Source organism: Pseudomonas sp. LjRoot71, assembly GCF_964253255.1.
Taxonomy (GTDB): domain Bacteria; phylum Pseudomonadota; class Gammaproteobacteria; order Pseudomonadales; family Pseudomonadaceae; genus Aquipseudomonas.
In genome coordinates this window covers 712,394-737,438 of the sequence record NZ_CAXURA020000001.1, presented here as the reverse complement: position 1 = coordinate 737,438, position 25,045 = coordinate 712,394, and the positions used below count along the sequence as shown (strand labels likewise).

The following is a 25,045-nucleotide window of genomic DNA, read 5'->3' as shown; positions in this document are numbered from 1 at the left end:
AGTACACTCCGCTTCCTCGCCTGCTTTCGCCTTACATGGCTCTAGCTCGCGAGATCGTAGAGCGATTTATTGGCACAATCTGTCCTGCGCTTTATCGCTCGATCTGTACCTTGTTCGCCTAAGTGGTGCGCTTTAGCATCGATCTTTAGCCCCATCTAAGGACTGCCCGCCATGGCCGTGATCGACCTGCGCAGCGACACCGTCACCCAGCCGACCCCTGGTATGCGTGAGGCCATGCAAGCCGCCGAACTGGGCGATGACGTGTATGGCGAAGACCCTACGGTGAACCGTCTGGAGCAGTATCTGGCGGCTGAGCTGGGGTTTGCGGCGGCGCTGTTTGTGCCCACGGGCACCATGAGCAACCTGCTCGGGCTGATGGCCCATTGCGCGCGTGGCGACGAATATATCGTTGGTCAGCAAGCGCATACCTATAAATACGAAGGCGGCGGTGCGGCCGTGCTCGGTTCGATCCAGCCGCAGCCGATCGATGGCGAAGCCGATGGCTCGCTGGATTTGGCCAAGGTAGAAGCCGCGATCAAGCAGGATGACTTCCACTTTGCACGCACCCGCCTGCTGGCGCTGGAAAACACCATGCAGGGCAAGGTGTTGCCGCAGGCGTATCTGCAAGCGGCACGTGAACTGTGCACACGACGCGGTTTGGCCCTGCATCTGGATGGTGCGCGGCTGTATAACGCGGCGGTCAAGTTGGGCGTGCCGGCGCGGGATATTACGCAGTACTTCGATTCGGTGTCGGTGTGCCTGTCCAAGGGCCTCGGTGCCCCGATTGGCTCGGTGTTGTGCGGCTCAGTCGAGCTGATCGGCAGAGCGCGGCGTCTGCGCAAGATGGTCGGCGGCGGTATGCGCCAGGCCGGTATGCTCGCGGCGGCGGGCTTGTATGCGCTGCAGCATCAGGTGCAGCGTCTGGCCGAGGATCATGCCAATGCAGAACGTCTGGCGGCTGGCCTGCGCGAGTTGGGTTATACCGTGGAGCCGGTGCAGACCAATATGGTCTATGCCCAGGTGGGCGAGCAGGCCGGCGCGCTGAAAGCCTTCTGCGCCGAGCGCGGGATCAAACTCACCGCAGCGCCGCGGCTGCGCATGGTCACTCACCTGGATATCTCCCCTGCGGATATCGATCAGGTGGTGGCGACCTTCGCCGAATTTCGTCGGAATTGATTGTCTTGGAGCGATGAATAGTCGCTCTCTATCAATAAAGGCACTAGCCCCCTAGCGCAGGCCCGATATAATGCGGCCCTTTGCCGGCTTTGTCGTGGCCGCTGGTTTTTGGAAGATTCCTATGAAAAGCGCAGAAATCCGTGAAGCCTTCCTCAGCTTCTTCGAACAGAAGGGACACACCCGTGTCGCCTCCAGCTCCCTGATTCCGGGTAATGACCCGACCCTGCTGTTCACCAACGCGGGGATGAACCAGTTCAAGGATTGCTTCCTCGGCCTGGAAAAGCGCGCCTACACCCGCGCCGCCACCAGCCAGAAGTGCGTGCGTGCCGGCGGCAAGCACAACGACCTGGAAAACGTCGGTTATACCGCACGTCACCACACCTTCTTCGAAATGCTCGGCAACTTCAGCTTTGGCGACTATTTCAAGCGCGATGCCATTCACTTCGCCTGGGAATTCCTCACCGGTGAAAACTGGCTGAACCTGCCCAAGGAAAAACTCTGGGTCACCGTCTATGCCACAGACGATGAAGCCTTTGATATCTGGAACAAGGAAATCGGCGTTCCGGCCGAGCGCATGATCCGCATCGGCGACAACAAAGGCGCGCCGTACGCGTCCGACAACTTCTGGACCATGGGCGACACCGGCCCGTGCGGCCCGTGCACCGAGATTTTCTTCGATCACGGCGAGCACATCTGGGGCGGGCCACCCGGCAGCCCGGAAGAGGATGGCGACCGCTATATCGAAATCTGGAACAACGTGTTTATGCAGTTCAACCGCACCGCGGATGGTGTACTGCATCCGCTGCCGGCGCCGAGCGTGGACACCGGCATGGGGCTGGAGCGCATCAGTGCCGTGCTGCAGCACGTCAACTCGAACTACGAGATCGACCTGTTCCAGAGCCTGCTCAATGCAGCGGCCAAGGCCATCGGTTGTGCCAACGAGGCCCAGGCTTCGCTGAAAGTGGTGGCTGACCATATCCGCTCGTGCGGCTTCCTGGTCGCTGATGGCGTGACGCCGTCCAACGAAGGTCGCGGCTACGTGCTGCGCCGCATCATCCGCCGCGCGTGCCGCCATGGTAACAAGCTGGGCGCCAAGGGCAGCTTCTTCTACCAGATCGTTGCCGCGCTGGTGGCTGAGATGGGCGAAGCTTTCCCAGAGCTGAAACAGCAGCAGGCGCATATCGAGCGCGTGCTGAAAACCGAAGAGGAGCAGTTCGCCAAGACCCTGGAGCAGGGCCTGAAAATCCTTGAACAGGATCTGGCCGAGCTGAAAGGCAGCGTGATTCCGGGTGATGTGATCTTCAAACTGTATGACACCTACGGCTTCCCGATGGATCTCACCGGCGATATCGCCCGTGAGCGCGAGCTGACCCTGGATGAAGAAGGTTTCGAGCGCGAAATGCAGGCGCAGCGTGAGCGCGCGCGTTCCGCCAGCTCCTTCGGCATGGACTACAACAGCCTGGTTAAAGTCGACAGTGACACTGCGTTCCTTGGCTACCAGGGCACCAGCGGTAGCGGCAAGATCATTGCGTTGTTCAAAGCCGGTCAAGCGGTGGATAGTCTGAGTGAAGGCGAGGAGGGCGTAGTGGTCCTCGATCAGACGCCTTTTTACGCCGAATCCGGTGGCCAGGTTGGTGACTGCGGCTTCCTTGAAGGCGCAGGCGTGCGTTTTGATGTGCGCGATACAACCAAAGCTGGCGGCGCATTCCTGCACCACGGTGTTGCAGTCAAGGGCGGTCTGAGTGTCGGCACCTCGGTCAAGGCTGAAGTCGACGCCAGTGTGCGTCAGGCTACGGCGCTCAACCATTCTGCAACTCACTTGCTGCACGCTGCACTGCGTCAGGTGTTAGGCGAACACGTGACACAGAAGGGTTCGCTGGTCGACAGCCAGCGCCTGCGCTTTGACTTCAGCCACTTCGAGGCGATTACCTCGGCTCAACTGAAAGAGCTGGAAGCCATCGTCAACCGCGAAGTGCGTGGCAACACAGAAGTCGAAACCCTGGAAACCGACATCGAAACCGCCAAGGCCAAAGGTGCCATGGCGCTGTTCGGTGAAAAGTACGGCGATCAGGTGCGTGTGTTGAGCATGGGCGGCGATTTCTCCGTTGAGCTGTGTGGCGGTACTCACGTCAAGCGTACAGGTGACATTGGCCTGTTCAAGATCATCAGCGAAGGCGGTGTGGCGGCTGGCGTGCGTCGAATCGAAGCGGTCACCGGTGCAGCCGCGTTTGCCTACCTGAATGGCGCGGAAGAGCAACTGAAAGAAGCTGCGGCGCTGGTCAAAGGCAGTCGCGACAACCTGTTGGACAAATTGGCCGGTGTGCTGGAGCGCAACCGTCAGCTGGAGAAAGAGCTGGAGCAGCTCAAGGCCAAGGCCGCCAGCGCGGCGGGCAATGACCTGGCCGGTTCGGCCGTCGACGTCAAAGGCATCAAGGTGCTGACTGCGCGTCTCGATGGCCTGGACGGCAAAGCGTTGTTGGCCATGGTTGATCAGTTGAAGAACAAATTGGGCAGTGCAGTCATCCTGCTCGGCGGCGTGCAGGACGACAAAGTCGTGCTGGTAGCCGGCGTGACTCAGGATCTGACCGCCAAGTTGAAGGCCGGTGAGCTGATGAAGCAGGCGGCTGCGGCTGTCGGCGGCAAGGGCGGCGGTCGTCCGGACATGGCGCAAGGTGGTGGTGTTGACGCAGCTGCGCTGGATGGCGCGCTGACGTTGGCCGTCACTTTTGTCGAACAGGGTCTGTAAAGATCAGGTTGCTGTCTGCAAAGACCAAGGTCCGGTATACGCCCGGCGGGCCTTGGCAGGGTTTTGAGTTATCTGTTTAATGGGCGCCCTTCACGGGCTGAGGCGGCTTTGAAATGGCTTTGATCGTACAGAAATTTGGCGGCACCTCCGTCGGCACTGTTGAGCGTATTCAACAGGTGGCTGCGAAGGTGAAGAAATTCCGCGAAAACGGCGATGACATTGTGGTTGTGGTTTCCGCCATGAGCGGTGAAACCAATCGCCTGATCGATCTGGCCAAACAGGTCAGTGATGGTCAGCCGGTACCGCGTGAACTTGACGTGATGGTCTCGACTGGTGAGCAGGTGACGATTGCCCTGCTGGCCATGGCGCTGATCAAGATCGGCGTGCCGGCAGTGTCTTACACCGGCAATCAGGTGCGCATCCTGACGGACAGCGCGCACAACAAGGCGCGTATCCTGCAGATCGATGATCAGAAGCTGCGTACCGACCTCAAGGCCGGTCGCGTGGTGGTGGTCGCCGGTTTCCAGGGTGTCGATGAGCACGGCAACATCACCACCCTCGGTCGGGGCGGCTCTGACACCACCGGTGTGGCGCTGGCCGCTGCGCTGAAGGCCGATGAGTGCCAGATCTACACCGATGTTGATGGTGTTTACACCACCGACCCGCGTGTGGTGCCGCAGGCTCAGCGTCTGGAAAAGATCACCTTCGAAGAGATGCTGGAAATGGCCAGCCTCGGCTCCAAGGTGCTACAGATTCGTTCGGTGGAATTCGCCGGCAAGTACAACGTCCCGCTGCGCGTGTTGCACAGCTTCCAAGAGGGGCCGGGCACCCTCATTACCCTTGATGAAGAGGAATCCATGGAACAGCCGATCATCTCCGGCATCGCTTTCAACCGCGACGAAGCCAAGCTGACTATCCGTGGCGTACCGGACATCCCGGGCGTGGCGTTCAAAATCCTCGGCCCGATCAGTGCCGCGAATATCGAAGTGGACATGATCGTGCAGAACGTTGCACACGATAACACCACCGATTTCACCTTCACCGTGCACCGCAATGACTACAGTGCGGCGCAGCAGGTGCTGGAAAACACCGCCCGTGAGTTGGGTGCGCGCGAAGTGATTGGCGACACCAAGATTGCCAAAGTGTCCATCGTTGGCGTTGGCATGCGTTCTCACGCCGGGGTCGCCAGCCGTATGTTCGAAGCGCTGGCCAAGGAAAATATCAATATTCAGATGATCTCGACCTCGGAAATCAAAGTCTCCGTGGTGATCGAAGAGAAATATCTGGAGTTGGCAGTGCGCGCCCTGCACACTGCTTTTGAACTGGATGCCCCGGCCCGTCAGGGCGACTGAGGCATTATCCGAAAGGCGCGGTTTATCCGCGCCTTTTGTCTTTTTGGTTGGCATGAGCGGGAACTTTCTTTCTGCTCACACTGGTCAATACTTGGGTGAAGGCTCTGCTTGAGATGTTCGGGGCTGCCACCATTTTCTTTTTTGCAGACTGCTGTTGTCCTGAACTGATATCCGTAAGGAGAAAGGAATGCTGATTCTGACTCGCCGGGTCGGAGAGACCCTGATGGTGGGTGACGAAGTCACTGTCACCGTGTTGGGCGTTAAAGGTAATCAGGTGCGCATTGGCGTTAACGCGCCGAAAGAGGTTGCCGTGCACCGCGAAGAAATTTACCAGCGCATCCAGAAAGAGAAAGGCGAAGAACCAAGCCACTAATTTTATTGAAATTTTGGCTTTGCAAACGGGGAAAACATGGTTATCATGCGCCCCGTGTTGCGGAGAGGTGGCCGAGTGGCCGAAGGCGCTCCCCTGCTAAGGGAGTACACCTCAAAAGGGTGTCGGGGGTTCGAATCCCCCCTTCTCCGCCATATTTAGTGTTGTAAGGTGGTGCTGCGTTAAAGCGATAAGTTATTGAAACTATTCGATTTAATGCTTGATTATGAAAATCGACTCCTTATAATGCGCACGCTCTACGGACTCATAGCTCAGCTGGATAGAGTACTCGGCTACGAACCGAGCGGTCGGAGGTTCGAATCCTCCTGAGTCCGCCATATACGAAACATCTGCACAGCAGGTGATTCGGGCAACCAGTGGTGATCTGGTATAAAAAACGCAAACTGGACTCATAGCTCAGCTGGATAGAGTACTCGGCTACGAACCGAGCGGTCGGAGGTTCGAATCCTCCTGAGTCCGCCATACAAGAAGGGCCTGCAGTAATGCAGGCCCTTTTTTATTGCCTAGATTTTGCTGGTCGGGCTGCCGTATTGCGTGATGTGCTTTAGGTGCGTTTTCACTCAGGTGCCTTGCAGGCTCAGCGTTTTGCTTTGCCTTTGACGCAGCCGGCCTCATCGAAGCTGACATTGCGCTTGTTGCCTTTCTTGCCTTGATAGACGTAGCGCGTCTGGCCGTTGTGTTCGCTGACCTTGTCGGGTCTGCCCAGGCTGCTTTCCACGTCTGCGCGGTTCATGCCAGTGCGCACCTGTTGTTTGATGATCGCAGCGCGGCGTTCACTGCTGCTCAGCTGGTTGCCGCAGTCATCCTGTTTGACGCCAACCACAGTCAGTTCCTGCTTATCGGCCTTCTTGCTGCTGCGGCTGCTTTTATGTGGTTTGGCCAGTGGCACTGGCTTGCCGCTGCCGGGTGTGGGGTTGTAAGCCTGTTGCAGGCTTTGCTGGTGGCTATCAGGGCAGCCCTGGCGGGTGAAGGTGACATGCCCCTTGGTGTCTTCGCAGCGGTACACGGTTGAGCCGAGTGTGCTCAGTGGGCAAAGCAGAATGGCGCAGCAAGCTGCGTAGCGCAGTCCTAGCATCGTACGTCCTCCATGACGGTTCAGCTCAGAAGGGTAGTCGATACCTTTGTGATCGCCAGCCGTGTCTTGTGCAGTGTGTGGCTCGTCGCAGCTAAAGATATGTAAGCGCGCACTCAAGTTTTGCTTGCAAGCGCTTGTTCTAGGATTGTTTTTGTCACATGCAAAGCGTCTTGGCGGTGGTATCATTCGCCGCGTCAGCCCCGCCGGGGCTTGTGGAAAACCACCATGGACTTACCCAGTAGTTACTCAAATCGCTTATCGCACAATCGTGTAAGACCTGATTGATCCCCTGTGGCGTGCGCCGTCGCTGGGGATGGAGCGCGCCATGACTGAAGTAGAAGCAAAAAAACCGCAGGAAAGCCTGCAGGATCGCCTGGCTCAGGTGGTCGAACTGTTGCATCGCCACAAAGTGGTGGAAGACCTGACCCACCGTCAGGAAGGCTTGCACCACGACCGGGTGGAAAACCTGGTGCATCGGCAAAACCTTGCCGAATTGCAGCGCAAGCTCGATGAGCTGCACTCCGCTGACGTTGCCCATATCCTCGAAGCCTTGCCGCTCGGCGATCGCCTGACCGTCTGGCAGTTGGTCAAGGTCGAGCGCGACGGCGACATCCTTCTCGAAGTGTCCGATGCGGTGCGCGAAACCCTGCTCGCGGACATGGATGACCATGAGATTCTCGCGGCGGCCAAGGAGATGGACGCTGACGAGCTGGCTGACCTGGCCTCCGAGCTGCCGCGCGACGTCGTGCATGAGCTGATGGAAACCCTCGACGCCCAGCAGCGTGAGCGTGTGCGCTCAGCCTTGTCCTATGAGGATGAGCAGGTTGGTGCGCTGATGGACTTCGAGATGGTTACCATCCGCGAAGATGTCAGTCTGGAAGTGGTATTGCGCTATCTACGCCGCCTGAAGGAGCTGCCGGGGCACACCGACAAGCTCTTTGTGGTCGATTACGACGGGGTGCTCAAGGGTGTGCTGCCGGTCAAGCGCCTGCTGGTCAATGACCCGGAGAAGCTGGTCAGTGAGGTCATGGCCACCGACCCGGTTAGTTTCCATCCGGATGAGGATGCTTATGACGCGGCGCAGGCTTTCGAACGCTATGACCTGATTTCCTCTCCGGTGGTGGATAAGAACGGCAAGCTGATCGGCCGTCTGACCATCGATGAAATGGTCGACCTGATTCGTGAAGAGAGCGAAAGCGAAGTCCTCAACATGGCGGGTCTGCGCGAGGAAGAAGACATCTTCGCCTCGGTGTGGAAATCCCTGCGCAACCGCTGGGCCTGGCTGGCGATCAACCTGGTGACGGCCTTTATGGCGTCGCGGGTGATCGGTCTGTTCGAGGGATCGATCGAGAAGCTGGTGGCCCTGGCGGCCTTGATGCCGATTGTGGCCGGGATTGGCGGTAACTCGGGCAACCAGACCATCACCATGATCGTGCGCGCCATGGCGCTGGATCAGGTCAGCACCGGCAACACCGGACGGCTGATTCGCAAGGAATTAGGTGTGGGCTTGGTCAACGGCCTTATCTGGGGGGGGGTGATCGGTGTTGTTGCCTTTTTGTTGTATGACAGCTGGTCGCTGGGTGTGGTGATGACCGCCGCGATGACTCTAAACCTGTTGTTGGCGGCATTGATGGGGGTGCTGATCCCGATGACGCTGGTGCGTATGGGGCGAGACCCGGCCATGGGCGCCAGTGTGATGATCACGGCGGTTACCGACAGTGGCGGCTTCTTTATCTTCCTGGGCTTGGCGAGCCTGTTCCTGCTTTAGCCGCTAATTGGCTGCCAATAAAAATGGCCAGGAGCCATTTTTAACGTCGCGTAGCGACGGCCAGAAGGTGCCCGCCAGGGATGGCGGGGCATAAAAAAACCGCCACTGAGGCGGTTTTTTATTGGCAGCAAAAAAACCGACATAAGCCGGCTTTCTTGTGGTGCTGAACGATCAGGCTTCTTCGGCGGCCATTTCGGCGTCGTGAGCAATCAATGCCACCAGGGCATTTTGCTGGCGACGCGACAGCTGGCGGAAGCGCTGCAGCAGTTCACGCTCATGCAGTGACAGCTCGGGGCTGTCCAGGCGCATGTTGAGGTCATCACTCAGGGCGCTTTCCTGGAGCATGCTTTGCTCAAGGCGAGCAATGATCTCCGAGTTCATGCTGCGGTGATGGTTGCGTGCGACATCCGCAATGCGTTCGCGCATGCCGTCAGGCAGACGAACTACGAATTTGTCAGCGGTACGGCTGGAATAGAGTGCTTGTTTCATAGGGCGCGTACATTAAACCGGTTAGTTCAGGAAAGCGATACTGGCAATGGGCTATAGGATTGTCACCGGTTTGACCATCTTTAGCACTAACCGTTCAGCCAGAAAGCCGCTTAGATACCTTGTGACCCACTAGTCGCAAGGTCGTTAAATTGACGTCAATTACGTGCCGAATTTTGCGTTGAATAAAGGCGTTATGCCAGCACCGATCATCAGAAATGCGCTGTGCTGTGCAAAAAGCAGGGAAAACCGACCCTGCATCGGAAAACCATTTAGCAATGGTCACGTTGGGTCATGCCTAATTGATCGTCCTGATACGCGGTTTCTCTATCTTGTTCTGTACCATGCGACGGCTTTCAACTGCGCTGTAACCGCGAAATGGTCAGGCGCTGATTCAGTAAGCTCGGTGACAAGTGAAAAAGGTGTTCTGATGAGCGGCCGCTTGATCTATCTGATGGGGCCTTCGGGCTCGGGCAAGGACAGCCTGCTGAATGCCGCGCGTGAGCGCCTGGGCGAGCGCGGTTGTGTAATTGCCCGGCGGGTCATTACCCGTTCGGCGGAAGCGCTGGGTGAGGACGCCATCGGCGTGTCGCCGACTGAGTTTGATCAACAGGAAGCCGCCGGTGCCTTTGCTCTGAGTTGGCGCGCCAATGGCCTGGCCTATGGCATCCCTCGGCAGATCGACGCCTGGCTGGCAGCGGGGCAGGATGTGCTGGTCAATGGCTCACGCGGTTATCTGCCTCAAGCGCGTGAGCGCTATCCTGGGCTGCTGGCCATCCTGCTGCAGGTGGATGAGGCTGCTTTGCGTCAGCGCCTTTTGGCGCGCGGCCGGGAAAGTGCGCAACAGATAGAAGCGCGCCTGGCGCGCAGTCGCGAACTGCAACTGCTGTCGCGCTCCTTTGGAGAAAAGGAAGAGGCCAAGTCGCAATACCTGCTCGACAATTCCGGCCCTCTCGAACAGACCGTCACTCAGTTGTTACAACTGCTGAGCGAGGCGCGCGCATACGCCTAAGTCTTCACGGTATGGGCGCTCGCTCACCGATAGCTTTGACGCCCGGAGATGCAAGGGTGGGCGTGCCGGGCGCGCTGTGCGCCCCTAAGGTGTTCTCAGTACGAGCCTTCAATCCAATGGCAACTCGGTGGTGCGCTTAACCTCGCTCATGGCGATATGCGAGTGCGCTTCGTGCACGTGTGGGCGTTGTAGCAGGTGGTCGCGCAGAAAGCGCTCGTAGCTGGCGATGTCTTTGGCCACCACCTTGAGCAGGTAATCCGAGCCGCCGGCCATGGTGAAGCACTCCAGCACCTCGGGGTAACCGACCACGGCGCGTTCGAATTCTTCCAGGTTACTGCGGCCGTGGGCTGAGAGTTTGATATCGACAAACACGGTGATGCTGAAGCCCAACTGCTTGTGGCTGAGCAGGGCCACCTTGCGCTCGATGATGCCGTCTTCCTGCATGCGGTGAATCCGCCGCCAGCAGGGCGATTGTGACAATTCGACCTTCTCGGCGATCTCGGCGGCGGAGAGGTCGGCGTTGTGTTGCAGCAGGCGGAGAATTTTCCGATCAATGGGGCTAAGCAAGTCCTGCATGATTTTTCCTGGATTATTTTGTTTATTGGAAATTTCATGCGCAGTATTGGCTTTTTAACCCGTAAATAGAAAGAAAATCTCCGTACTGCTCGGTCATATTCTTGGCCATACGCCTGGTGGGGTGATCCCGCACTAGGCTTAACAAGGGTGGCATTCACCGTTGCCAACCCAGCTCTCGATAAAAATAACAGGAGCACCACCATGTCTCTGGCCGAGATCTGCCTGGATGACAAGTACCGCCTTGCTACCGGTCACCTCTACCTGACCGGCACCCAGGCACTGACCCGTCTGCCCATGCTGCAGAAGCAACGCGACGCAGCGCATGGCCTGAATACCGCGTGCTTTATTTCCGGCTACCGAGGCTCGCCACTGGGCAACCTCGACAAGAGCCTGTGGGACGCCAAGCAGTACCTCAAGGACAATCACATCCACTTCCAGCCAGGCGTCAACGAAGAGCTGGCGGCCACCGCCGTGTGGGGCAGCCAGCAGACCAGCCTGTTCCCCGGTGCACGCTATGACGGCGTGTTCGCCATGTGGTACGGCAAGGGTCCGGGTGTGGACCGTTGCGGTGATGTGTTCAAACACGGTAACTCGGCCGGCGTCTCTGAGCATGGCGGCGTGCTGCTGCTGGCCGGTGACGACCATGGCTGCAAATCCTCGAGCATTGCCAATCAGAGCGAGCATGCGTTTATCGCCGCCTCGATCCCGGTGCTCAACCCGGCCAACGTTCAGGAAATTCTCGATTACGGCATCATCGGCTGGGAGCTGTCGCGCTACAGCGGTTGCTGGGTGGCGCTGAAAACCATCGCCGAGAACGTCGACTCTTCTGCCGTTGTGGATGTCGACCCGCTGCGCATGCAGGTGAAGATTCCCGAGGATTTCCAGCTGCCGGAGGACGGCGTGTATATCCGCTGGCCGGACCCGCCCCTGGCCCAGGAGGCGCGCCTCAATACCTACAAAATTTACGCCGCCCGTGCCTTTGCGCTGGCCAACAACCTCAACCAGATCAAGCTCGATTCGCCCAATCCGCGCCTGGGCATTATCACCACCGGCAAGTCCTATCTGGATGTGCGCCAGGCCCTGGATGATCTCGGCCTGGATGAAGCGCTGTGCGCTCAGGTCGGCCTGCGCGTGCTCAAGGTCGGCATGAGTTGGCCGCTGGAGCCAGTATCCGTGCATGAATTTGCCGATGGCCTGGACGAAATTCTTGTGGTCGAGGAAAAACGCAGCATCATCGAAGACCAGCTCACCGGTCAGCTCTACAACTGGCCCGTGGGCAAGCGCCCGGTGGTGGTGGGTGAGTTCGACGAAGCCGGCCATTCGCTGCTGCCTAACCTGTCCGAACTGACCCCGGCGATGATCGCCCGCGCCATCGCCAAACGCCTTGCGCCGATCTACAGCAGCCCACAGATTGAAGAGCGCCTGGCCTTTCTCGCGGCCAAGGAAGCCTCGCTGGCCGCACCCAAGCACACCACCGTGCGCACTCCGCATTTCTGCTCCGGCTGCCCGCATAACACCTCGACCAAACTGCCGGAAGGCAGCCGCGCCCAGGGCGGTATCGGTTGCCACTACATGACCCAGTGGATGGACCGCAACACCGACACCTTTACCCAGATGGGCGGCGAGGGCGCGACCTGGATCGGTCAGGCGCCGTTTACCGATACGCCGCATATCTTCCAGAACCTGGGTGACGGCACCTACTTCCACTCCGGCCAGCTGGCCCTGCGCGCGGCTGTGGCCGCCGGGGTGAATATCACCTACAAGATTCTCTACAACGACGCCGTGGCCATGACCGGCGGCCAGCCCATCGACGGCGAACTGCGTGTCGATCAACTGAGCCAGCAGGTGTATGCCGAAGGGGTGAAACGCATTGCCCTGGTCACCGACGAGCCGGAGAAGTACCCAACCCGCACCACCTTCGCGCCCATCGTCACCTTCCACCATCGCCGTGATCTGGACGCCGTGCAGCGCGAGCTGCGCGAGTTCAAGGGCTGCTCGGTGATCATCTACGACCAGACCTGTGCCACCGAGAAGCGCCGTCGGCGCAAACGCGGCAAGCTGGTTGATCCGCAGAAGCGTGCCTTTATCAACTCTGCGGTGTGTGAGGGTTGTGGCGATTGCAGTGTGAAATCCAACTGCCTGTCGGTGCTGCCGTTGGAAACCGAACTGGGGCGCAAGCGCGAGATCGACCAGAACTCCTGCAACAAGGATTTCAGCTGCGTTGAAGGCTTCTGCCCAAGCTTTGTCACCGTGCATGGCGGAAACCTGCGCAAGCCGGAAGCAGTGGGCTTGAGCGCGCTGTTTATTGCTTTGCCAGAACCCAAACAACCGGCGCTGGATCGTCCCTGGAATATCCTCCTGCCGGGTGTCGGCGGTAGCGGTGTCACCACAGTCGGCGCGTTGCTCGGCATGGCTGCGCATATCGAGGGCAAGGGCTGCAGTGTGCTCGATCAGGCTGGCCTGGCGCAGAAGTTCGGCCCGGTGATCACCCATATCCGCGTTGCCGCCAAGCAGGACGATATCTTTGCCGTGCGCATCGCCGCTGGTGAAACCGACCTGCTGCTCGGCTGCGATCTGGTGGTGTCGGCCAGTGAAGAGGCATTGGCCAAGCTGAATGACAAGATCGCCCATGCGGTGGTCAACAGCCATGAAGCGGCCACCGCCGAATTCACCCGCAACCCCGATGCTCAGGTGCCTGGCGCGGCCATGCGCGAGGCGCTGATCGAAGCGGTCGGCGCGAGCAAAACCCACTTTGTCGATGCCAGCCGCCTGGCCACGCGCCTGCTCGGCGACAGCATCGCCACCAACCTGTTTATGCTCGGTTTCGCGTATCAGAAGGGCCTGGTGCCGGTTTCCGCCGAAGCCATCAACAAGGCCATCGAGCTTAACGGCGTGGCCGTGCAGCTCAATCAGCAGGCCTTCCTCTGGGGCCGTCGTACCGCCCATGATGTGGTCGCCGTGGAACGTCTGGCCAAGCCAGAGGTGATCGAAGCGCCGCATTGCCAAACCCTGGAAGAAATCATCGCTGACCGCGTGGTGCGCCTGACCGCCTACCAGAACGCAGCTTACGCCGAGCGCTACCGCGAGCAGGTGGCGCGGGTGCAGCAGGTCGACAAGAGCGCGGACCAAGCCTTGAGCAAGGCCGTGGCGCGTTACTACTTCAAACTGCTGGCCTACAAGGACGAGTACGAAGTGGCGCGGCTGTACAGCGACGGCAACTTTATCCGTCAGCTGGAGGCGCAGTTCACTGGCGATTACCGCTTGGAGTTCCACCTGGCTCCGTCCTGGCTGAGCAAGCCGGACGCCAGCACCGGCGAGCCGCGCAAACGTCAGTTCGGCGCCTGGATGCTCAAGGCTTTCGGCGTGTTGGCCAAATTCAAGTTCTTGCGTGGCACACCGCTGGACCTGTTCGGCTACAGCGCCGAGCGCCGGCTTGAGCTGCAGCTGATCGACGACTACGAGCAGGATCTGGACTACCTGCTCAAGGAGCTCAACGCCGACAACTACCGCACTGCTCTGGCCCTGGCTGAGTTGCCGGAGCAGATCCGCGGCTATGGCCACGTCAAGGAACGCAGCCTGGCCAAAGTGAGTGAGCAGAGCGCTCAGCTTAAAGCACGTATGACCGTCAGCGAGATCGCAGCGGTGCAGTTGTTCGAACCAGCTGCATAAGCCACCTCCCTGTAGGAGCCAGCTTGCTGGCGATCACCAGCGGATCGCCAGCAAGCTGGCTCCTACAGTCGCTCACCTCCTACAACAAGAACCATCAAGGAACTCCCATGTCCGTGTTTTCCCATATCGATTTCGACTACCACGAACAGGTGGTCTACGGCCACGACAAGGCCAGCGGCCTGCGGGCGATTATCGCCATTCACAACAGCAACCTTGGCCCGGCCCTCGGCGGTTGCCGCATGTGGAATTACGCTAATGACGATGAAGCGCTGCGTGATGTGCTGCGCCTGTCGCGCGGCATGACCTACAAGTCGGCCCTGGCCAACCTGCCGCTGGGCGGCGGCAAGGCGGTGATCATCGGCGACCCGCATACCGGCAAGAGCGCGGCGCTGTTCCAGGCCATGGGCGATTTTGTCGACAGCCTCGGCGGGCGCTATATCACCGCCGCTGACTCCGGCACCGGCGTTGCGGAAATGCAGATCATGGCCGAGCGCACGCGCCACGTATCCGGCGCCGAACTGCGCGAAGCCTTCGCTGGCGGCACGCGCAATGGCGACCCGTCACCGTCCACTGCTTATGGGGTGTTTATCGGCATCCAGACCGCGGTCAAACACCGCCTGGGTCGTGATGATCTGCACGGTTTGAAAGTCGCGATCCAGGGAGTGGGGCAGGTTGGCTTCGACCTGGCCCGTCAGCTGAAAGCCGCCGGGGCCGAGCTGTGGGTAACCGATATCGTCGAAGCCAATGTGCGCCGTGCGGTCGAGCAGCTGGGCGCAACCGCCGTCACCCAGCAGGCGATTTTCGGTTTGGATGTGGATGTGTTCGCACCCTGCGCCATGGGCGGCATTATCAACCAGCAAACCCTGGAAGCCCTGCGCGCGCCGATTATCGCAGGGGCCGCCAACAACCAACTGGCAGATGCCAGCCTGGCGGAAACCTTGCGCCGCAACGATTGCCTGTACGCGCCGGATTACGCAATCAATGCCGGTGGCATTATTGATGTCTACTACGGTCGCAGTGGCGGCAGTGCAGGGCAACTCAAGGCCCATATCGAAGGCATCGGCGCGACCCTGGAACAGATCTTCCAGCGTGCAGCCGCCAGTGGTCAAACCACGGTGGAGGTTGCTGATCAGTTGGCCGAAGAGCGCTTCGGTCGTTAAAAACAGCTAAATGGGCGGTTTTACAAAACCAAACTCGTAGGAGCGGGCCATGCCCGCGACGCTCTCAGGTCAGCATCGATTCGCGGGCATGGCCCGCTCCTACAAAAGCCGTTGGCTGCTTTTAGTCCAGCTTAAGCGCCAGGCTAATGCCGTGCGGTTTAAAACCCAGGCCGGCATAAAAGGCATGGGCGGCTTCGCGGCTCAGGCTGCTGGACAGCGCGACCTTGTAGCAGTCCCAGGCGCGGGCGCGTTCGATGGCTTTGCCCATCAGCGCCTGGCCAATCCCCAGGCCACGCGCTGCTTCATCCACCACCACATCTTCAACAATCGCCGAGCGGGCGAAGTTGTGCGCCAGGTGTTCAATCAGGTTGACGGTACAGGTGCCGAGCAATTTGCCATCGCGCTCGGCCACCAGCACCACGCGACTTACCGGCAGCTCGCTGAGGCGCAGGGCCAGCAGTTTGGCATCGCCACGTGGCTCTTGCGGGGCCAGTTGTTGCAGCAGGGCTGCCAGGGCAGCGGCATCAGTCATGCTGGCTGCGCGCAGCTGAAAGTCGGCAAAGGGCGAGTCCGGCAGATGATGCGAAACGGTGGCACGCATGGTGATCTCCTCTCCTTATGACCGTCAGTTGGCAGTATGGCGCGGGGATGATGGCGGTGGCATGACAAAGCGGCCGAGTCTCGCTAAGATGCCGCCCGCTGGTGGCCCGTCTATCCAGCCTCGGTTCCCATAGTTCAATGGATAGAATAAGCCCCTCCTAAGGGCTAGATACTGGTTCGAATCCAGTTGGGAACGCCATCTCTCTCAGTCGCGGCCAACTGCCGTCGCCAGCTTGCTCTGCACTGAAGCCGATCCTCTGCCCAACGATAACCACAATACGCACTGCCGGGATGCGCCTCAGTCCCTTATATAGCGCTATTGCCTTAAATTCGTGCGCAATCGCCCTTATTTTGCGCATTCGATTGCCCGCGATTATGTGCTGAATAGAGCGGTCACTTTATGTCAATGCACCAAAAAGATTCATCAAGGCGACATTTTGCGCTGTTGCGGTGCCTTTGTGGCTGCTAGAGTGCGGCGCACTTTTCAGTCGATCTGCCCGGTCTATGGGCACTGTTGGGGTACCCCTATGAGCGAATCCGTCGAGCTTTTCCTCTCCCGCCTGAAGCAGCGCGATCCTCACCAGCCGGAGTTTCATCAGGCGGTGGAAGAGGTGCTGCGCTCACTGTGGCCATTTCTGGAAGCCAACCCGCGTTACCTGCAAGCCGGTATCGTCGAGCGTATGGTCGAGCCTGAGCGCGTGGTGCTGTTTCGCGTGTCCTGGGTTGATGATGCCGGGCGTGTGCAGGTCAACCGTGGCTATCGGGTACAGATGAACAGCGCCATTGGTCCTTATAAAGGAGGCCTGCGCTTCCACCCCTCGGTCAACCTCGGCGTGCTCAAGTTCCTCGCCTTCGAACAGGTGTTCAAGAACTCGCTGACCTCGCTGCCCATGGGCGGCGGCAAGGGCGGTTCGGACTTCGACCCGAAGGGCAAAAGCGACAACGAAGTGATGCGCTTCTGCCAGGCATTTATGAGCGAGTTGTACCGACATATTGGCGCCGACCTGGATGTGCCGGCTGGTGATATCGGTGTGGGTGGCCGCGAGATTGGCTATATGTTCGGCCAATACAAGCGCCTGGCCAACCAGTTCACCTCGGTGCTGACTGGCAAGGGCATCACCTACGGCGGTAGCCTGATCCGTCCGGAAGCGACCGGTTACGGCTGCGTGTATTTCGCTCAGGAAATGCTCAAACGCATTAACCGCGGCGTAGAAGGGCAGCGCGTGGCCATTTCCGGCTCCGGCAACGTGGCCCAGTATGCGGCGCAGAAAGTCATGGAACTGGGCGGCATGGTGATATCCCTGTCGGACTCCGAAGGTACTCTGCACAGCCCGGACGGTTTGACCGAAGAGCAGTGGCAGTACCTGATGGAGCTGAAGAACGTGCGCCGTGGCCGCCTCAGCGAGATGGCCGCGCATTTCAAACTGAATTTCCTGGTTGGCCAGCGCCCTTGGCACCTGCCTTGTGACATTGCCCTGCCATGTGCCACGCAGAACGAACTGGACGCAGAGGATGCCAAGGCTCTGCTGGGCAATGGCTGCTTCTGCGTGGCCGAAGGCGCGAACATGCCGTCGACCCTGGAAGCAGTGGATCTGTTTATTGAAGCCGGCATCTGCTTTGCCCCAGGCAAGGCATCCAATGCCGGTGGCGTGGCCACCAGCGGCCTGGAGATGAGCCAGAATGCCATGCGCCTGAACTGGACCGCCGGTGAAGTGGATGAGCGCCTGCACAGCATCATGCAAAGCATCCACAGCGCCTGCGTGCGCTATGGCGAAGAGAACGGCCGGATCAACTACGTCAAAGGTGCCAACATCGCCGGCTTCGTCAAAGTTGCTGACGCCATGCTGGCACAGGGTGTGGTCTAACCTGCGTCGATCCAAGTACGTCTGCCACCAACAAAAAATGCCCGCGCAATGCGGGCATTTTTTATTCGCTCTAAGCTAATGCGCCGATGACTGCGCGGTGCATTAGCCGGCCTCTGGCGGCTTAGTTACCGCGGTAGGTCGAGAAGCCGTATGGGCTGAGCAGCAACGGAATGTGGTAGTGCGGCACGGTGCCGTCGACTTCAAAAATCACCGGTACTTCCGGGAAAAAGCTCGCAGTGGCGTGCTTTTTGAACCACTCGCCAGTCTTGAAGGTGACGCGGTAGGTACCTTTCTCCAGCGCTTTGTTTTCCGGGTACAGGGCGGTGATACGGCCTTGCTCGTTGGTTGTGCCGTTGTTGAGCATGTTCCAATTTTTACCGTCCTGTTTTTCCAGGGTCACGCTGACTTCCGGCGAAGGCAGGCCGTCTTGCAGGTTCAGCACGTGCACGCTCAGCGGGTTGCCTGCCGCCAGGGCCAGGGAGGACAGGCCGCTGAATACGGCGCCGGCAAACAGGGTTTTCAACAGTTTCATGGTGTGACTCCTAATTAGTGAGTGGTAGGTAAAACTTGAGCAATGGCTTTCAGCGCGCAGCCTTCATCAATTTCAGCACCGCCGGCGCCCGCCACGCCGATGGCACCGATGACCTGATCGCCAATCTTCAATGGCACGCCGCCGCCGAGTAGTAGCAGCTCATCGAGGGTGTTGAGGTTCTCGGCGTCCGGGTTGTTGCGGGCACGTTCGGCCAGCAGGCGTGTCTCGGTTTTGGTCGACAGTGCGGTAAAGGCTTTACGCTGCGCCGCCAGGGTGTTGTGCGGGCCGACATTGTCGTCACGCTGTACAGCAACCAGGTTGCCACCACGGTCGACTACGGCGGCAACGCCAGTGCGGCCATCGGCATGGCACGCTGCCAGCGTGGCGCTGAGCAGGTCATTTGCCAGTGCCAGGGTGATGTCCTGGCGTTGGGCAACTTCTGCGTTAGCGGCCCATGCGGCGGATGCACTCATGGCCAGTGCGAGTAATGACAGGGTGGCGTTACGGGTAAGCATGCCGTTCTCCAGGGTTAGGCTCAGCTGAGCGATTGCTGGCCATACTGCCCAGCTGCCGCCGTCAAACCGATTGCGCCTGGATTACCAATTTGTAATGGGAGCGCCGCGCAGATCGGCCTAGGCTATGCGCCAGTGCTGGAGGAAAAGATGCGAATTCTGGTGGTCGAAGACGAAGTAAAAACGGCGGATTACTTGAGCAAAGGCTTGAGCGAGTCAGGGTATCGGGTCGAAATTGCCCTGAACGGCCTGGATGGCCAGCACCTGGTGCAGGAGCACGAATTCGACCTGATCATCCTTGACGTCATGTTGCCCGGCCTGGATGGCTGGCAGCTGTTGCAGATCATTCGGCGTAAATGGCAAACCCCTGTGCTGTTTCTGACGGCACGCGATGCAGTTGAGGACCGAGTCAAAGGCTTGGAGCTGGGCGCCGATGATTACCTGGTCAAACCTTTTTCCTATGCCGAGCTACTGGCCCGCGTGCGCACCTTGTTACGCCGTGGTCCGCCGCGTGAAGTCGAGCAGTTTCAGGTCGCAGACCTACATCTGGATCTGCTGCGGCGCAAAGTCATGCGCAATGGCGAACGCCTTACCCTGACCAATAAGGAGTTTGCCCTGCTGCACCTGCTGCTTAGCCGAGAAGGCGAGGTGTTGTCGCGTACGCTGATTGCCTCGCAGGTGTGGCAGATGAATTTCGACAGCGATACCAATGTGGTCGATGTTGCCATCCGCCGCCTGCGTGCCAAGGTCGACGACCCTTATCCGCTGAAGTTGATTCATACCGTGCGCGGCATGGGTTACATGCTTGAGGTGCAGGTATGAGGCTATGGCCACGCACGCTGAGTGTGCGTCTGGCGCTGATGTTCGCGCTGGTCAGTGCGTTGATATTGGGCTCGATTGGCTTTTACCTGTACCAATCACTGCAACGCGAAATCGCCTGGCGCGATGACCAAGCCTTGCTCGGGAGACTCGAGCGCATGCAAGCCTTGCTTGATGACAGCAAGAGCATCGACTCCCTGCGTAGCAGGCCGCAGCTCTATGAAAACATGCTGGGCAATCGCGATAGCCTGTTGTGGATTATCGATGACGCAGGGCAGCGGCTGATCGAGATCAACCCGGCGCTATTACCGTTGCCAGAAGTGCGTCCAGCCCCGCAAGCAACCCTGGGTGATAGTGCTGGCCGCGAGTCGTTACGCCTGGCCTGGCTGGATGTAAACCGTGGTGAGCGACGCCTGACCCTGATTGCCGGTAAGTTGCTCAGTGAGCGTGAGCAGATGCTCGCCGCCTATCGCCTAAAACTCTGGCTGGCCTTGATTGTTGGGGCTGTGCTGGCGTTCGTACTCGGTTGGCTGGTCAGCCAGCGGGGCTTGCGTCCGGTGCGCCAGTTGGCGATGCGCGCCGCCGCGATTGACGTGCAGCATCTGTATTTGCGCCTGGAGGAGTTTAATGATGTGAGTGAGCTACAAGCGCTCAGTCATGCCCTCAACCAGATGCTCGCTCGTCTGGAGGATGGCTTTGCCCAGCTCTCGCGCTTTTCCGAAGACCTGGCCCATGAGATGCGTACCCCACTGGGTAATCTGATGGGGCACGCGCAGCAAACCCTCGCACGTAAACGCTCGGTTGATGAATACCAGAACTTGCTGGTGTCCAACCTTGAAGAATATGAGCGCCTGGCGAGGATGATCGACAGCATGCTGTTCCTGGCGCGCACCGAGCATGCGAATGCCACGATCAACCGTGAAACGCTCGAGCTGCACAAGCTGGTTGCGCAGCTCTATGAGTACTTCGAGGGTATGGCTCAGGAGTGCAGCATTGAGCTGATCAACCAGGCCAGCGGCACATTGATCGCAGATCCGCACTTGTTGCGACGGGCACTGGCTAACCTGCTTGCCAATGCGTTGCGTTATGGCAGCGCAGACAGTGTGGTGACCATCAGCAGCGCTATACGCGAAGGTGCGTGCGAGATCAGCGTGCATAACTGCGGTGAACCGATTGCCGCCGAACACCTGCCGCGTTTGTTTGAGCGCTTTTACCGCTGCGACCCTTCACGTAATCAGCCTGATGACTCAGGTGGCCTTGGCTTGGCTATCGTACGTTCGATCATGCAGGCTCATGGCGGGCAGGTCAGCGTTGACAGCACTGCAGCGGGCACGAGCTTTAGCCTGTTATTTCCGCTGAACAGCGCGCGCTTGAACCAATAAGCAAAAAGCCCCGAAATCTGTAGAGAATTCAGGGCTTTAGAAACTTCGATTTGGAGCGGGTGATGGGAATCGAACCCACGGCTCTAGCTTGGGAAGCTAGGGTATTACCATTATACGACACCCGCAGCGGGTGCCTTTATACCGGAAGTCTTGGCCGAAATGAAGCCTGCAGCGCGGCTATCTGTGGATAGGTGCTGCAGGCTTGAGGCGTGGCGGCGCGTCATACGGCGATCGCGTGGTGCTGGTTGTGTTGTGGGCGGTAGCTGGAGTTGTTGCGTACCGGGGCCTGCAGGAAGTTGAGCATCACCGTCTGACTCTGCAGCCAGGCCTTTTTGTGTTCCATATCGAGAAAGTGTCCGGCGTTGTCGATAGTGGCGAACTGGCAGTCACTCAGATACTCGGCAAACAGGCGCACGTCATCTGGCGAGGTGTATTCGTCGTGCTCGCCGTTGATAAACAGCAGCGGTATGTCGATGGCCGCCAGGCAGTCCATCTGGCAGTGGTTGTCCATGTGTACCACCTGGTTGATGTGCGCGTGCATCTGCAGGTACTCGTGACTGTCCAAGCTGCTGATATGGCGCTGGTTGTAGCGTTTGAACAGCGAGGGCAGGTACTTGCCGATGGTGCTGTTGACCAGTTGTCCGACATTTTCGCCATCGGTGGCCTGCAGGTAGGTCATGCCTTTTTCCAAGTAATCGAGCATCGGCGCGTTAAGCAGCGGCGAGAAGGAGGTGATCACCGCCTTTTCGATACGCGCAGGGCGCTGCGCCAGTGCCAGCATGGCGGCGACGCCACCCCAGGAGAACGACAGCAGGTAGTCGACCTTAAACTGTTCGATCAGCTCCAGCAGGATCGCTGCTTCATCCTCCTTGCTGATTGGCCGGGTATGGCTGTTATGCGGCTTGGACTGGCCGGCGTAGGGCTGGTCGTAGAGCACCACATTGAATTGCGGTTGCAGGTACTTGATGGTTTGCGCGAACGCGGCGGTGGTGGCCAGCGAGCCGTTGATCAGGATGATGGTCTTGCGCGCGCTGGGGTTGGCGTAGAACTCCGTGTGTACCTTGAACGTCCTGTGTATATCGACGACAGCAATGGCTGGTTTCATGTCGTTTCCTCCTGGCGCAAAAATGGGCTTGGCAGAACGGCGGGGCCGTTGAGCCGGGCTAAGTAGGACAGTCAGGAAAGCGCCTGGACGTGACAGCACGATGTCAGGCTGGAGGATTTTATAAGTTATTTATTTTCAATCAGTTAGGGCTGAAATAGAGCATCTATCCACGACCTTTTGGCAGGTGTGGAACGGCGTCTTTGACCAGGCAGGAACCCATTTTGCGCAGTGCGCAAGTAACCGATGGAGCACTTAGATGGCTTTCGTGACTGTTGAGTCACGTTAAGACCTTATGGTTTGATTTAAGCAGCCGCGTGAAGGGCTGACAAGCGCTAATTTGCCTTTCTGCACAAAATGCGTGCGGGCAATCTTGCGCCTAGCAACTGGCAATTTCTGCGCTGCTGAGCGGGCGGTACTGGCCGGGGGCGAGCAGCGGGTCGAGTTCGATGCTGCCCATGCTCAGGCGGTGCAGGCCGATGACCTTGTTCTGGAAGTGGCCAAACATGCGTTTGACTTGATGGTAGCGGCCTTCGTGCAGGGTCAGCAGGGCGCTATGGCTGCCGAGGATGACCAGTTCGGCGGGCAGGGTGGTGAGGTCTTCATAGGCGAAGTACAGGCCGCGGGCGAATACCTCAATGTATTCGGCTGTGATCGGTTGTTCGGTTTCGACCCGGTAGACCTTGCCCAGGCGGCTGCGCGGCTCGGTGAGGCGGCGCGACCATTGGCCATCGTTGGTGATCAGCAGCAGGCCGCTGGTATTCAGGTCCAGGCGGCCGGCCAGGTGCAGGTCGGCTTTGTCCGGTTCGTCGAGCAGATCCAGCACCGTGCGATGCTGTTCATGCGCGGTGGCGCTGACCACGCCGATGGGTTTATGCAGCATAAAGTAACGGGCGGGTTTGCCGGCTTGCAGCAGTTGTGCGTCCAGCTCAATGCGGCTGAACTGGCTGACCTCGTGCAGGCCATCGCCAACTACCGTGCCATCCACCCGTACGCGGCCGTTGACCAGCAACTGGCGGGCGGCTTGTCGGTTGAGCTGGGGCTGGTTGCTGAGAAAGCGGTCGAGACGCATGGCTAGTCGGCAGACGACTCAGGCAAGCCCTGGGCGCAGCGCGGGCAGAGGCAGCTGCGATTGAGCTGCTCAGGCGGCAGGTTGGCCAACTGCTGGGCATCGACCGGCACGCTAAAACACCAGCACTGGCTTACCGGTGCATCGGCTCCAGCCTGGGCGCACTGGTTGAGCTGTTCGCAGCAGGGGCATCGGGTGCTATCAGTGCTCACGCGGTTTCTTCACACAGGCGGTTGCGGCCGCCTTGCTTGGCCCGGTAGAGGGCGCGGTCGGCGCGGGTAATCAGTTGCTCCAGCGAATCGCCAGCATGCAGTTGCGCCAGGCCGAGGCTGGTGGTGATTTGCAGGTCGCTGCCGTTGAAGCTGATGGTGTTGCGCTCGGTCTGCTGACGTATTTTCTCGCCCAGTTCGCGGGCTTGTTCCGGGGTCGTGTCCTTGAGCAGCAGGATAAATTCCTCACCGCCCCAGCGGCAGATGATGTCTGACTGGCGCAGGGTGCTGCGCAGGTCGCTGGCAAAGCGGCGCAGCACTTCATCACCGGCCATATGGCCCTGGCTGTCGTTGAGCTGCTTGAAATTGTCCAAATCAAGCATCAACGCGCACAGTGGGCTGGGGGTGCGTCGGGCTTCCTGTACGGCCTGGTTGGCCAGCAGGTCAAAGCCACGGCGGTTGGGCAGGTCGGTCAACTGATCGGTGGTGGCCAGGGCGCTGATACGCCGTTGATAGCGGCCCATCGCCAGGCTGACCAAGGTGATGACAATGCTGGTGATCACCAGGCAGATCAGCAGGTTCAGATACAGCGACTTGCGAATGCCGGCTACCGCGCCATCTTCATGTTTGTCGACGAACAGGTACCAGTTCAGTTCGGGAATAAAGCGCACGTTGAGGAAGTGGTCGCGGCCATGTTCCTGATACTCGAAATCCCCACTTTGTGGGTGCGGCAGCTTGGCCATCAGCTGTTCCAGGCCCGGCAGTTCGCTGAGCGACTGGCCGACGCGCGCGCCCATCGGCCCGCCGTCGGCTCCAGTAAGCACCAGGCGGCCGGTGGTATCGACGAAGAATACGCTGCGATTGTAGCGCTGCTGGTAGGTGTCGATCAGTTTGACCACTGCATCCACCGTCAGACCCACACCGGTGGCACCGATAAAGCGTTGCTGGTAGTCGAATACCTTGTAGTTGATAAACACGGTCAGGCGGTCATCGTTGGCCATGTCGACATCGACATTGATCTCGTAAGGCGCCTGCATATCGCGCACGCGGAAATACCAGTCGTCACGCGCTTCGGCTTCTTGCACCTGCTTGAGTACGCCTTTGGCCTGGTAGTAGGTATGGGTCTTCTCGGAGACGAAGAAGCTGGTGACCGTGGCGTAGTGCTCCTGCACCTCGCGCAGGTAGCGGGTGATCTGTTCACCATCCTGCTCGCCACCCAGCACCCAGTCGCGCACGTAGGTGTCGCGCGACATCATCGAGGAAATCAGGATGGGTCGAACTAGGTCTTTCTGGATTTCCGAGTAGACATTGTCCGAAGTCAGCGGCAGTTCGGTGTTGATGATCCCGGCGCGGATCGAGTCGAGGGCGGTGTAATAACTTGCCAGGGAGGTGGCGAGGAAGCCACAGCCGAGCAGAACCAGCAGAAGCACAATCAAGGAACGCTGACGTGTCAGGGGCGAGGGCTGTGGCATGCAAGACTCTGCTGGCTAAATAATGGCTGCATTGTAGCCTTCGGCACGTCAATACGCTGCTGAAACATCGGA

21 protein-coding genes and 5 tRNA genes are annotated in these 25,045 nt (G+C 59.2%); 15 read left to right on the top strand and 11 right to left on the bottom strand.

Annotation, left to right across the window (positions count from 1 at the left end; all coding sequences use genetic code 11):
• The first annotated feature begins 171 nt into the window (after positions 1 to 171).
• The 7 genes from ltaE (at position 172) to ACSQ17_RS03450 (ending at position 6,127) form a co-directional block, all read left to right on the top strand.
• A complete protein-coding gene (gene ltaE, locus ACSQ17_RS03480) occupies positions 172 to 1,176 on the top strand; it encodes a low-specificity L-threonine aldolase (protein WP_436067599.1) in 1,005 nt (334 codons plus the stop codon).
• A gap of 121 nt (positions 1,177 to 1,297) precedes the next feature.
• The gene (gene alaS / locus ACSQ17_RS03475) at positions 1,298 to 3,922 is read left to right on the top strand and encodes an alanine--tRNA ligase (protein ID WP_436067598.1); all 2,625 of its coding nucleotides are present in this window, start codon (positions 1,298 to 1,300) and stop codon (positions 3,920 to 3,922) included.
• Between the two features lie 113 nt (positions 3,923 to 4,035).
• Positions 4,036 to 5,274 (top strand): aspartate kinase, encoded by a 1,239-nt coding sequence (locus ACSQ17_RS03470; protein ID WP_436067597.1) that lies wholly within the window; start codon positions 4,036 to 4,038, stop codon positions 5,272 to 5,274.
• Between the two features lie 187 nt (positions 5,275 to 5,461).
• The gene (gene csrA / locus ACSQ17_RS03465) at positions 5,462 to 5,647 is read left to right on the top strand and encodes a carbon storage regulator CsrA (protein WP_025165378.1); all 186 of its coding nucleotides are present in this window, start codon (positions 5,462 to 5,464) and stop codon (positions 5,645 to 5,647) included.
• Between the two features lie 61 nt (positions 5,648 to 5,708).
• A tRNA-Ser gene (locus tag ACSQ17_RS03460) sits at positions 5,709 to 5,799 on the top strand.
• A 106-nt stretch (positions 5,800 to 5,905) separates the two neighbouring features.
• Positions 5,906 to 5,982, top strand: a tRNA-Arg gene (locus ACSQ17_RS03455).
• A gap of 68 nt (positions 5,983 to 6,050) precedes the next feature.
• A tRNA-Arg gene (locus tag ACSQ17_RS03450) sits at positions 6,051 to 6,127 on the top strand.
• A 115-nt stretch (positions 6,128 to 6,242) separates the two neighbouring features.
• Here ACSQ17_RS03450 and ACSQ17_RS03445 read toward each other — a convergent pair.
• Positions 6,243 to 6,740, bottom strand: a complete 498-nt coding sequence (locus ACSQ17_RS03445) for a DUF4124 domain-containing protein (RefSeq protein WP_436067596.1) — start codon at positions 6,738 to 6,740, stop codon at positions 6,243 to 6,245.
• A gap of 325 nt (positions 6,741 to 7,065) precedes the next feature.
• Between ACSQ17_RS03445 and mgtE the strand changes: the two genes are divergently transcribed.
• Positions 7,066 to 8,508 (top strand): magnesium transporter, encoded by a 1,443-nt coding sequence (mgtE, locus tag ACSQ17_RS03440; protein WP_436067595.1) that lies wholly within the window; start codon positions 7,066 to 7,068, stop codon positions 8,506 to 8,508.
• A gap of 171 nt (positions 8,509 to 8,679) precedes the next feature.
• Here the strand turns inward: mgtE and ACSQ17_RS03435 are convergent, their stop codons facing one another.
• Positions 8,680 to 8,997 carry an Arc family DNA-binding protein gene (locus ACSQ17_RS03435; RefSeq protein WP_233686265.1) on the bottom strand — a complete coding sequence of 106 codons (318 nt, stop codon included), beginning with the start codon at positions 8,995 to 8,997 and terminating at the stop codon, positions 8,680 to 8,682.
• Positions 8,998 to 9,424: 427 nt separating this feature from the next.
• Here ACSQ17_RS03435 and phnN point away from each other — a divergent pair, with 427 nt between their 5' ends.
• Positions 9,425 to 10,006, top strand: a complete 582-nt coding sequence (gene phnN, locus ACSQ17_RS03430) for a phosphonate metabolism protein/1,5-bisphosphokinase (PRPP-forming) PhnN (RefSeq protein WP_436067594.1) — start codon at positions 9,425 to 9,427, stop codon at positions 10,004 to 10,006.
• A gap of 108 nt (positions 10,007 to 10,114) precedes the next feature.
• Here phnN and ACSQ17_RS03425 read toward each other — a convergent pair whose 3' ends face one another.
• The gene (locus tag ACSQ17_RS03425; RefSeq protein ID WP_160088079.1) at positions 10,115 to 10,582 is read right to left on the bottom strand and encodes an Lrp/AsnC family transcriptional regulator; all 468 of its coding nucleotides are present in this window, start codon (positions 10,580 to 10,582) and stop codon (positions 10,115 to 10,117) included.
• Positions 10,583 to 10,783: 201 nt separating this feature from the next.
• On the opposite strand from ACSQ17_RS03425, the gene ACSQ17_RS03420 reads away from it, so the two are divergent.
• Entirely contained in the window at positions 10,784 to 14,251 is a 3,468-nt protein-coding gene (locus tag ACSQ17_RS03420) for an indolepyruvate ferredoxin oxidoreductase family protein (RefSeq protein WP_436067593.1), read from the top strand.
• Between the two features lie 107 nt (positions 14,252 to 14,358).
• Positions 14,359 to 15,411 carry a Glu/Leu/Phe/Val family dehydrogenase gene (locus tag ACSQ17_RS03415; protein WP_436067592.1) on the top strand — a complete coding sequence of 351 codons (1,053 nt, stop codon included), beginning with the start codon at positions 14,359 to 14,361 and terminating at the stop codon, positions 15,409 to 15,411.
• A 121-nt stretch (positions 15,412 to 15,532) separates the two neighbouring features.
• Here the strand turns inward: ACSQ17_RS03415 and ACSQ17_RS03410 are convergent, their stop codons facing one another.
• Positions 15,533 to 16,012 carry a GNAT family N-acetyltransferase gene (locus ACSQ17_RS03410; protein ID WP_436067591.1) on the bottom strand — a complete coding sequence of 160 codons (480 nt, stop codon included), beginning with the start codon at positions 16,010 to 16,012 and terminating at the stop codon, positions 15,533 to 15,535.
• 123 nt (positions 16,013 to 16,135) lie between these two features.
• Here ACSQ17_RS03410 and ACSQ17_RS03405 point away from each other — a divergent pair.
• Positions 16,136 to 16,210: transfer RNA gene (locus tag ACSQ17_RS03405), tRNA-Arg, on the top strand.
• 328 nt (positions 16,211 to 16,538) lie between these two features.
• A complete protein-coding gene (gdhA, locus tag ACSQ17_RS03400; RefSeq protein ID WP_436067590.1) occupies positions 16,539 to 17,876 on the top strand; it encodes an NADP-specific glutamate dehydrogenase in 1,338 nt (445 codons plus the stop codon).
• A gap of 121 nt (positions 17,877 to 17,997) precedes the next feature.
• On the opposite strand, the gene uraH is transcribed toward gdhA, so the two are convergent.
• Both uraH and ACSQ17_RS03390 read right to left on the bottom strand, forming a co-directional pair.
• Entirely contained in the window at positions 17,998 to 18,408 is a 411-nt protein-coding gene (gene uraH / locus ACSQ17_RS03395; RefSeq protein WP_436067589.1) for a hydroxyisourate hydrolase, read from the bottom strand.
• Positions 18,409 to 18,422: 14 nt separating this feature from the next.
• Positions 18,423 to 18,923, bottom strand: a complete 501-nt coding sequence (locus ACSQ17_RS03390) for a GlcG/HbpS family heme-binding protein (protein WP_436067588.1) — start codon at positions 18,921 to 18,923, stop codon at positions 18,423 to 18,425.
• Between the two features lie 147 nt (positions 18,924 to 19,070).
• Between ACSQ17_RS03390 and ACSQ17_RS03385 the strand changes: the two genes are divergently transcribed.
• Positions 19,071 to 19,742 (top strand): heavy metal response regulator transcription factor, encoded by a 672-nt coding sequence (locus ACSQ17_RS03385; RefSeq protein WP_436067587.1) that lies wholly within the window; start codon positions 19,071 to 19,073, stop codon positions 19,740 to 19,742.
• Entirely contained in the window at positions 19,739 to 21,121 is a 1,383-nt protein-coding gene (locus ACSQ17_RS03380; protein WP_436067586.1) for a heavy metal sensor histidine kinase, read from the top strand. Before ACSQ17_RS03385 ends, ACSQ17_RS03380 begins: the two co-directional genes overlap by 4 nt.
• A 51-nt stretch (positions 21,122 to 21,172) precedes the next feature.
• Here ACSQ17_RS03380 and ACSQ17_RS03375 read toward each other — a convergent pair.
• From ACSQ17_RS03375 to ACSQ17_RS03355, 5 genes are all read right to left on the bottom strand, one after another.
• Positions 21,173 to 21,246 (bottom strand) — tRNA-Gly (locus ACSQ17_RS03375).
• A 95-nt stretch (positions 21,247 to 21,341) separates the two neighbouring features.
• The gene (locus tag ACSQ17_RS03370) at positions 21,342 to 22,226 is read right to left on the bottom strand and encodes an alpha/beta fold hydrolase (RefSeq protein ID WP_436067585.1); all 885 of its coding nucleotides are present in this window, start codon (positions 22,224 to 22,226) and stop codon (positions 21,342 to 21,344) included.
• A 376-nt stretch (positions 22,227 to 22,602) separates the two neighbouring features.
• A complete protein-coding gene (locus ACSQ17_RS03365; RefSeq protein WP_436067584.1) occupies positions 22,603 to 23,295 on the bottom strand; it encodes a pseudouridine synthase in 693 nt (230 codons plus the stop codon).
• A 2-nt stretch (positions 23,296 to 23,297) separates the two neighbouring features.
• The gene (locus ACSQ17_RS03360; RefSeq protein ID WP_436067583.1) at positions 23,298 to 23,504 is read right to left on the bottom strand and encodes a cysteine-rich CWC family protein; all 207 of its coding nucleotides are present in this window, start codon (positions 23,502 to 23,504) and stop codon (positions 23,298 to 23,300) included.
• Positions 23,501 to 24,973: a sensor domain-containing diguanylate cyclase gene (locus ACSQ17_RS03355; RefSeq protein WP_436067582.1), complete on the bottom strand. Its 1,473-nt coding sequence runs from the start codon at positions 24,971 to 24,973 to the stop codon at positions 23,501 to 23,503. The genes ACSQ17_RS03360 and ACSQ17_RS03355 overlap by 4 nt, the downstream gene beginning before the upstream one ends.
• Between the last annotated feature and the right edge of the window lie 72 nt (positions 24,974 to 25,045).